This is a genomic window from Mycobacterium sp. (assembly GCF_039583785.1).
GTDB lineage: Bacteria > Actinomycetota > Actinomycetes > Mycobacteriales > Mycobacteriaceae > Mycobacterium.
On sequence record NZ_JAVKSG010000026.1, the window covers coordinates 25,025 to 34,102 of the forward strand.

Annotated in this window: 8 protein-coding genes; 4 read left to right on the forward strand and 4 right to left on the reverse strand. The window is 66.3% G+C overall.

Annotation, left to right across the window (positions count from 1 at the left end; all coding sequences use genetic code 11):
- Nucleotides 1-7: 7 nt before the first annotated feature.
- Nucleotides 8-673: a 5,6-dimethylbenzimidazole synthase gene (bluB, locus tag ABDV69_RS10565; protein WP_343573956.1), complete on the reverse strand. Its 666-nt coding sequence runs from the start codon at nt 671-673 to the stop codon at nt 8-10.
- Nucleotides 674-771: 98 nt separating this feature from the next.
- Between bluB and ABDV69_RS10570 the strand changes: the two genes are divergently transcribed.
- Nucleotides 772-1,107, forward strand: coding sequence for a hypothetical protein (locus ABDV69_RS10570; protein WP_343573957.1), 336 nt, complete (start codon nt 772-774; stop codon nt 1,105-1,107).
- A 45-nt stretch (nt 1,108-1,152) separates the two neighbouring features.
- Here the strand turns inward: ABDV69_RS10570 and ABDV69_RS10575 are convergent, their stop codons facing one another.
- Nucleotides 1,153-3,624, reverse strand: a complete 2,472-nt coding sequence (locus ABDV69_RS10575; RefSeq protein WP_343573959.1) for an ATP-binding cassette domain-containing protein — start codon at nt 3,622-3,624, stop codon at nt 1,153-1,155.
- A gap of 161 nt (nt 3,625-3,785) precedes the next feature.
- Between ABDV69_RS10575 and ABDV69_RS10580 the strand changes: the two genes are divergently transcribed.
- Nucleotides 3,786-4,442 carry a L,D-transpeptidase gene (locus tag ABDV69_RS10580; RefSeq protein WP_343573994.1) on the forward strand — a complete coding sequence of 219 codons (657 nt, stop codon included), beginning with the start codon at nt 3,786-3,788 and terminating at the stop codon, nt 4,440-4,442.
- A 24-nt stretch (nt 4,443-4,466) separates the two neighbouring features.
- On the opposite strand, the gene ABDV69_RS10585 is transcribed toward ABDV69_RS10580, so the two are convergent.
- Both ABDV69_RS10585 and ABDV69_RS10590 read right to left on the reverse strand, forming a co-directional pair.
- A complete protein-coding gene (locus ABDV69_RS10585; RefSeq protein WP_343573996.1) occupies nt 4,467-4,970 on the reverse strand; it encodes a nuclear transport factor 2 family protein in 504 nt (167 codons plus the stop codon).
- 86 nt (nt 4,971-5,056) lie between these two features.
- Nucleotides 5,057-5,665, reverse strand: a complete 609-nt coding sequence (locus tag ABDV69_RS10590) for a TetR/AcrR family transcriptional regulator (protein ID WP_343573961.1) — start codon at nt 5,663-5,665, stop codon at nt 5,057-5,059.
- 38 nt (nt 5,666-5,703) lie between these two features.
- Between ABDV69_RS10590 and ABDV69_RS10595 the strand changes: the two genes are divergently transcribed.
- Together ABDV69_RS10595 and ABDV69_RS10600 are read left to right on the forward strand one after the other, a co-directional pair.
- The gene (locus tag ABDV69_RS10595) at nt 5,704-6,930 is read left to right on the forward strand and encodes a hypothetical protein (protein WP_343573963.1); all 1,227 of its coding nucleotides are present in this window, start codon (nt 5,704-5,706) and stop codon (nt 6,928-6,930) included.
- Between the two features lie 328 nt (nt 6,931-7,258).
- The coding region (locus tag ABDV69_RS10600; RefSeq protein ID WP_343573965.1) for an Hsp70 family protein at nt 7,259-9,078 on the forward strand (1,820 nt) is incomplete at its 3' end.

Genomic DNA, 9,078 nt, shown 5'->3' on the forward strand with positions numbered 1-9,078 from the left:
CTGGTGATCACGTCGCGGGGCGCGGTGGCTGTCCCCAGTGATTTTCCGACACGAATTCGGACAGTGGGCGTCCCAGCGCCCAACCGTCCACTTCCAGGGACGGCCGGTCGGGGAAATCGGGCACCGGGCCGAGGCACAGGATCGCGACCGGCTCGGCGTCGGCGGGCATCGACAGCAGCGACGCCAGCCTCGGCGGATCGAACAGCGACACCCAGCCCATCCCGAGGCCCTCGGACCGTGCCGCGAGCCAGAGGTTTTGGATGGCGCAGGAGACCGATGCCAGGTCCATCTGCGGCATGGTGCGCCGACCGAACACGTAGCTGTCTCTGCCGTCGGACAGCGACACGACGAGCAACTCCGCGCAATCGAGAATGCCTTCGACCTTGAGCGCGAGAAATTCTTGTGCTCGCGGACCCAGCGCGTGCGCAGTCTGCTGGCGTTCCTCGTCGACCAGCGTGCGAATTCGCTGCCGCAACTCGCCGTCGGTGATCCGGATGAATCGCCAGGGCTGCATCAGGCCGACATTGGGCGCGGCATGGGCCGCCTGCAACAAGCGGGCCAGGACCTCTTCGGAAACTTTGCTGTTCGGGACGAATCGCCGCATGTCGCGGCGCTCGGCGATGACGCGGTAGATCGCCTGCCGTTCCGGTGTGCTGAATGCGTGATCGTCCACAGTTCCATCGTAGGAAGCGCGGTGGCCAACGACGCCCATTAGACGCGCCGGGCCGCGGGCGGCCAGACTTGCCGAAAACCCACCGAAGGGACGGCCCCATGAATATCCCCGAGTCACTGGAAAAGTTACCCGCCAATGGCACCCGCTCTCACGTGTACGGCGAGCCTTACCGGACGGCGGATGGCGCCACGGTGATCCCTGTTGCCAAAATTCGCGCCGGCTCGTCAACGCCGGTCGGCGTATTCGTCATCCACGGCGATACAACCCAGTGGATTGCCGCTGTCGACTTGGATCGGATAGCGCTGATCGGTGTCATCACCGGACTGGTAGCGGCGGCGCTGGGCAGTCTGGCAGTGCTGCGCCGCCCGCCGTGGCCGGACTTGTCGGCAACCTCGGCGGTATGGACAGGTTGTTCCCGCACGCGCGGTAGGTGACACCGGATTGCCGTGCATCCCAACGAGCGTCGACCTTGACCGGCATCAGCGCGACCGCTTTCCCAGCCGCAGTCGGTAGCGGACCACACCGGCCAGGATGACGGCCAACGCCGCCAGCATGCCGACGTCCTGCAGCCAGACCCCTGCCGTGTGCCGCCACAGCCGGTCCACGGGCAGCCCGGCCTCGACGCTGTTCAGGTCGGTGGTCGACGCCGAGGCCGCGAAGCCCCACCGCGCGGGCACGAACCAGGACAGCTGGTCGAGAACCAGCCGTCCCGTCACCGGAATCAGGCCGCCGGCCAGCACCATCGACACCATGATCGTCACCACCAGCATCGGCAACACCTGCTCGGTGGAGCGGGCCAATGAGGACAGCGTCAGGCCCACCATCGCCGAGGTGATCGCCGTCAACGCCAGACCCAGGTACAGCTCCAGAACACCTGCCGACACGCCGTGTCCCAGCAGCGCGCCGCCATGCGCGGGGGTGCCCTTGCCGATGGTCATGATGGCGACCATCACCGCGGTGCCGACCAGCGCCGCGCTGCTGTAGACGACGACTTTGGCGGCCAGATAGGCCGACGGGGACAAGCCGACGGCCCGCTCACGTTGATAGATCATCCGTTCGCCGACGAGGTCACGGACGGTGAGCGCGGTGCCCAGAAATACCGCGCCGATGTTGAGCAGGATCAGGATGTCGCCCGGTTCGTCGGTTGCGCGGGCGGGGCCCAGGCCGGTGTTGCCAGGTACCGCCAGCGACAGCACACCGAGAACGAACGGGAGTATCGCCAGGAACGCGAAGTAGCCGCGGTCGGAGGCGATCAGCCGGATCTGCCGGCGTACCAGCGTCCACACCTGCCGCCACGAACTGGTCCGCGGCGGCCGTCCCAACGGTGCCGCGCCGGCGGTAGCCGACAGCCGGCGCGTGGAAGCGGGATGGCGGGACAGATATGCGCGATGCGCGCCGTCGGGATCAGTGCTGACGCGGGCGAAGATGTCGGCCCAGTCGGTGCTGCCCAGCACCGGCCCGACCTGCGCGGGCGGGTCGACGAATGCGGTCTTGCCGCCCGGCGCCAACAACACGATCTGGTCGCACATGCCGACGTAGGTCAGCGAGTGCGTGACGACGATGACCACTCGTCCCGCGTCGGCGAGCTGCCGCAGCATCGTCATCACCTGACGGTCCAGCGCCGGGTCGAGCCCCGACGTCGGTTCGTCGAGGATCAGCAGTGAGGGGCCCGTCAGCAACTCCATAGCCACCGACGCGCGTTTACGCTGACCGCCGGAGAGCTTGTCGACGCGCGTGTGTTTGTGCGGCGTCAATTCCAGCTCAGCGAGCACCCGCGCGACGACTTCGCGACGATCGTCGGCAGTGGTGTCCGGCGGTAGCCGTAGTTCCGCGGCAAAGTTGAGGGCTTGCTGGACGGTGAGCTGACGGTGCACGACGTCGTCCTGGGGCACAATCCCGATCCGCGAACGCAGCGACGCGTACTCGGCGTGTACGTCATGCCCGTCGAACGCGACCAGGCCCGCGCTGCACGGCAGCGCGCCGCCGATCAGCTTGACCAGCGTGGACTTCCCGGCACCGGACGGCCCGATCACCGCGGTCAGCGTCCCCGGCCTCGCGGTGAAAGACACGTCCTGCAGCAGCTGGTGTCCGTCGATCGTCAACGCCAACCCCTGTGTGGTCAGGCCGCGGGTGCGGGCCGCCGTGGGCAGGGCAACCAGGGTGTTGCCGGTCGCGAGCAGGTCGGTGTTGCCGATCGTGACCACGTCGCCGTCGCGCAGCATCGCGCTGGTGATCAGAGCGCCGTTGACGAAGGTGCCGTTGCTGCTGTTGTTGTCGCGGATCGCCAGTCCGGCCGGGGTGAACTGCAGCATGGCGTGTACGCGCGACGCCAGCGCGTCCTCGACGACGATGCTGTTGTTTTTGGCGCGTCCGATTGTCGCCGAGCCCTGGGAACGGGCCGGCGCCGGCCGACTCGGCGGCTGCGGCGGTGCCGGAAGCGGCGTCGGCCACGACTGCGCTCGGGTCGGTGGCGCCGCGGGTGGCAAGGGCGGCGGCACCGGCGGCCGGCCCATCGGGCGGAACACGGCCGTCTCGGCACTGTCACTGTGGGGTGGCGGCGAAGTCGGGACCGCGACCCGGAACGTCAGCTCGGGGCCATGTGGGCTGCCCAGCGCGACGCTCAGCCGGTCGCGGATCGTGATCATGTTGAACGGCGAATCGTCGACAAAGATCCCGTTCTGGCTCTTGTCGACAACGACCCAGTGGCGGCCGTCGAACCGCAGAATCGCGTGTACCCGCGATATCAGCGTCAGGTCCTCGGGATCGACGTCGTGGAAACAGATGTCGCATTCGCGGTCACGGCCCACGATGACGTCGCGGTCGTGCGGGAAGGTGTACATCGCCGAGCCGAGCCAGACCGTCAACGGCGGCACGCCGGCGCAGCTCGCCGAGGCAAGCCTGCTGGTATGGCCGTCGCTGGCGGGTGGACGGGTGTGTTCTGTCGGTGACATCTATGGCTTTCTATAGCCGGGGATCCGGCGGGCAACGCTTACGAACATATCGGTGCACCAGCGCCGACAGGTGACGAGCGCTGCGTCGCGGCCGCTCGGTGACCTGATCGACGCTAAACCTTGACTTGACCGGTCGATCGGCCAGCGCCGACGATAAAGCGGTGCGCCGACTGCTGGGTCTATTGTGCGCTGCGGTGTGCGCAGCCGTTGTACCCATGGCGACCGCTCCGAAGGGGGGTGCAGTCGGCGCACCTTGGTTTGCTCCGTCGGTCGGCAATGCGACTCAGGTGATTTCCGTTGTCGGAACCGGCGGTTCGAACGCGAAAATGGATATCTATCAGCGAACCGCTGCCGGCTGGCAACCGGTCGAGGCCGGCATCCCGACCCATATCGGATCGGCAGGTCTGGCGCCCCAAGCGAAGAGCGGATACCCCGCGACGCCGACGGGAGTCTTCGCCCTGCCATACGCATTCGGGACCGCGCCCAATCCCGGTGGCGGTCTCAAATACGTTCAGGTCGGGTCGAATCACTGGTGGAACGGCGATGACGGCAGCCCCACCTTCAACACCATGCAGGTCTGCCACAAGGCGCAGTGCCCATTCGACACCAATGCGAGCGAAAACCTCGAAATTCCGCAGTACAAGCACGCGGTCGTGATGGGCGTCAACCCAGACCGGCAGCCGGGCAAGGGTGCGGCATTCTTTTTCCACACCACCGACGGCCGCGCGACCGAGGGTTGTGTCGCGATCGACGACGCCAAGCTGGTTCAGGTCATTCAGTGGCTACGCCCCGGCGCGGTCATGGCTATCACCGGGTAACTGATTGCGGCCCAACGATTCTGATCAAATCGCCAGCGCGCTACCCGGCGTCACGTGCAAGTCCAGGTTTTTCAACGACAGTGTGGCGTCGTAGGTCCGGTCGTATCCGGTCGCGCTGATCCGCCAACCGTCCGCGGTGCGGCGGTAGCGGTCGTGATAGAAGCCGGCACCGATCAGCATGAAGTCGAATTCGGCCACGATGACGCGGTCTTGCAGATACCAGGTTCCGGTGGCCTCGTCGCCGCTCACCTCGATCTCCGGATGGGTGACGCGGTGTTCGGTGATGACGTTCGGGCCCAACTGCGAGCGCATGTACTCGACGAGGTCGGCACGGTTGGTGAAGTGGTGTTCGGCACCCATCGACGACCCGTAGTCGCCGATGACATCCTCGGTGAGGGTGTCGGCGAAGTCGTCCCAGTGCTTGGTGTCCAGTCCACGCAGATAGCGGTACTTGATCTGTTCTATCGCAGCGACGTCGGCGTGCCAGGCGTCGTGTTCTTGGGAACTCATCTCGTCATTGCAGCACATGTCGGCGGGCCGGTCAGCGCCGCCGAGATCGAAACCAGTGCGACGTTCTCCGGCGTGGTTCACATGTCGCCGCGGTCTGGGCCGATCTAACAACTCAGATAGTGGGTGACCATCTCGATCAGCGCGTGCCGCTCCCGTTGCCAGTCGATCGGCGTCCCGACGATCATCTGTGCCAACACCACACCGCGCAGCGTCGCCCAAATCACATCGGCTACACCATCATTGGCGGGGTCGTCGGTGATCAGCCGGCCGAGCTGACCGATCGCTGCGTTCAACTCCAGCAGGTGCCGACGCGACGGACCGCCACGGTTGGCCCGCAGGATCTCGAAAGCTGCCATCGACGTCGGGCTGCTGTAGCAACTCCAAGCGACGTTGACGACGACCTCGATACGCTCCCGCATCGGCAGTTCGGCGACGTCGGCTGACGAAAGGCTGTCCAGCAGCCGGGCCACCCCGTCGTCCACGACGGCCATCAGCAGGCCGTTGCGGTCGCCGAAGTGGTACTGGATCACGCCCCAGGTGACGCCCGCCCGTTCGGCGACATGTTTTGCCGTTGCCGCGGCAAAACCTTCTTCCACGATGCAGCGGACGGTTTCTTCGATGATCTTCGCGCGAGTGTCGTCGCCGCGCTTACGAGGCGCATTCGTCCGCCGGGTGGGGCTGGCGGGGGCCTTCGAGCCTGCGACGATAGACATTGTTGACTTTATAACATAGTCAGCTTTATTTTCACCTGGTGAGCCGATCCCGCTACGCCCAACTGTCCCGTGAGCAGCTCGCCGTTCTGCTTCCCGAGCTGCTACTGATCGGGCAGATGATCGACCGCTCCGGCATGGCCTGGTGCATCCAGGAATTCGGGCGCGACGAGATGGTGCAGATCGCGATCGAGGAGTGGGCCGGGGCCAGCCCGATCTATACCCGACGCATGCAGCGTGCGCTGAACTACGAAGGTGTCGACGTGCCAACGATTTTCAAGGGCCTGCAGCTCGACATCGGCGCACCGCCCCAGTTCATGGACTTCCGCTATACCATTCACGACCGCTGGCACGGCGAATTTCACCTCGACCACTGCGGCGCCCTGCTCGACGTCGAGCCGATGGGTCACGACTACGTCTTCGGAATGTGCCACACCATCGAGGATCCGACGTTCGACGCCACCGCTGTCGCGACCAATGCGCGTGCGCAGGTGCGTCCCGTGCACCGCCCGCCCCGGGTGCCGTCGGACCGGCATCCGCACTGCGCGTGGACGGTGATCATCGACGAGTCTCACCCGCCTGTCGAGGGCATTGCGGCGCTGGACATGGTGGCCGAAACTCGCGCTGCCAATTGGGAACTCGATGCGATCGACCGCTCCGGCGACGGGCTGTCCGACTATTCGGGCCCGGTGCTGTCCGACTTCGATTTCGGTGCCTACTCGCATTCGGCTCTGGTGCGGATGGCCGACGAGGTCTGCCTGCAGATGCACCTGCTGTACCTGTCGTTCGCGATCGCGGTGCGAGCCCGCGCGGGATCGGACATCGAGCTCGCCGATTCGATCTGCACTCGTCAGCTGATCGGTGTCGCCGGCCTCGGCGCCGAGCGCATTCACAAGGCGTTGGGCCTGCCCGCCGGGACCGACGGCATACGAAAGGTTTTCGAACTGCATCCGCTGATCAATCCGCTGGGATACGTCAACGCCGAGACGGGCGACCAATTGACCGTTCACCGATCGCCGGCGCACGACGACGCTGCCTGGATTTCGCTGTGCGCACCGGACTCGATCCAGCCGCTCCAGGCCATCGCCACGGCCGTCGACCCTTGCATCGGAGTCCGGGTCACCGGAACAAGCACCGACTGGACCGCGGAGCTGGCCGAAACCGACAGTGCGGCAAAGGAGCTGCCCGAAGTTGCGATCGCCAAAGTCAGCGGAGGCGCGACATTCGAGTTTCAGCCGCGAAAATCACTGCCCTTGACCGTGATCTGACGCGATTCGATCTGTCAAGTGAGTCGGCCGTCTCACTTCGGTGACGCAACCGCATCGACCGGATACCGATGATGTTGTGCCCGATGGCCGTAGCGCGGCCCGCCGTTATCGTTAGCGCTGGCCACCAAACGCTGCCAACGAAAGTATCTGAGTCATGTATGACCCCCTGGGGTTATCGATCGGGACCACAAACTTAGTCGCGGTCCGCAGCGGTAACCCGCCTGTGTCGCGCCGCGCTGTCTTGACGCTTTTTCCAGATCGCGCGCCGGAATTAGGCCTGCCCGATGAAGATTTAGCAGACTCGGACATCGACGATACCGGCACCCTGATGACCGGTTTCGTCGAGCGAGTCGGTGGATCGAAGCCCCTGAAGTCTGCTGACGGCTCGATCCATGACCCGTCCTTGCTACTGGTCGAGGCTCTGGATGCACTGATCACCGAGGCCGGTGGGGAAGCCGCGACCTCGAATATCACGATGGCATTTCCGGCGCACTGGGGTTCGGATGCGTTGCGGAGCATGCAAGGCGCCCTCGACACCCACGCCGACTTCGTGCACGGCGGTATCGCGCCGCGGCTGGTGCCGGATTGCGTCGCCGCACTGACCGCGCTGAGCTCTGATTCTCGACTGCCCGCCAAGGGCGTGGTCGCGCTGTTCGATTTCGGCGGAAGCGGCACCAGCATCACCCTTGTCGACGCCGCATCGGACTTCACTCCGATCGCCGACACGCTTCGCTACGAAGACTTCTCCGGCGACCTGGTGGACCAGGCACTGATGGTGCACGCACTGGGCGGCGCCGCGGTCGTCGGGCAAGTGGCCGGCCTGCGACATGAATGCCAGCTGGCCAAGGAACGGCTGTCCAGCGAAACGGCGACCGAACTGGCCCTCGACCTGCCCGGCCAGCGCAGCCGCCTGGCGATCAGTCGGGCCGAACTCGACGGCCTGATCGAAGGGCGGCTCGAGGGCTTGTTCGCCACATTCGACGACATGTTGCGCCGCAACAGGATTCGTTGCAAAGGCCTTGCGGCCGTCGCGATTGCCGGTGGTACGGCCGAGATTCCCGCTGTTGCCCGGCTTCTTTCGGCGCACACCGAGACCTCGGTGATCACCGCCGATCAACCCGCGCTCGCGACGGCAGTCGGCGCCGTGACGCTCTCGGCCCGACAGCCCATCGCCGGGCATGATCAGGAACGTGAGAAGGCGATGAGCGCGACGCTGGTGGGCGCGTCTACCGGCAGGTGCGCGACTTCGACCAGCGAACTGCCCACCACCGGGCGATTCGTCCTGCCGACCGACGCGCTCGGTACTCCCACCGGCGCGTTCACGGCGTCGACCGGAACGTTCGACATCCCCACCGCCGAAGCACTTTTCGACGACCCATCGGAACGCCTGACGGAGCTGGCCTGGTCGCAGGCCGACGATTCCGGCGATGAGCCCGTCGTGTATTCCGGCGAGCCGTATGACACCGACGACAACCGTGCGACGCCGTCGCAGCTGATGCAGCTACCGAAGGTTGCGGCGGTCGACCCGGTGCGGCCGCGCCGAATACGGCTGCCCCAGCTGTTTGTGGGGCTGGCCGCGCTGGTGTCGATGGTCGCGATCGGTGGCGTTGCCTTCACGTTGACCAGTAGCAACCGGGCGCCGACGCTGCCCAGCAGCAGCACCACGGCACCGCCGCCCCCACCGCTGAGCTCGCGACTGCCGTCACCGAGCACCACACCGCCGCCCCCGCCGACCACGGCGGAGCCGTCCGCGATCGTCGCTCCGCCACCGACCAGCGAGGCGCCGCCGCCCCCGCCCCCGCCCCCGGCTCCGGTCGAGACCTACGAACCGCCGCCGCCACGTACCACGGCGCAGGCGACGACCACCGTGCCGCAGCCGACGACCACCACGCCGCAGGCCACGAGCACCACCCCGAGCACCACCCCGCCGCCCCCGCCGCCCCCGCCGCCGAGCACCTCGACGGCGCCGGCCATGACGACGACGTATTTGAACCTGCCGTTCGTGCCGGTGCCGATCCCGGTGCAGGTCCCCGCGGGCCAGGGTGGGGCAAGCCAGCAGCAGCCACCGAACCCTTATCAGCAGCAGAACCCGTACCAGCAGAACCCGTACCAGCAGAACCCGTACCAGCAGAACCCGTACCAGCAGAA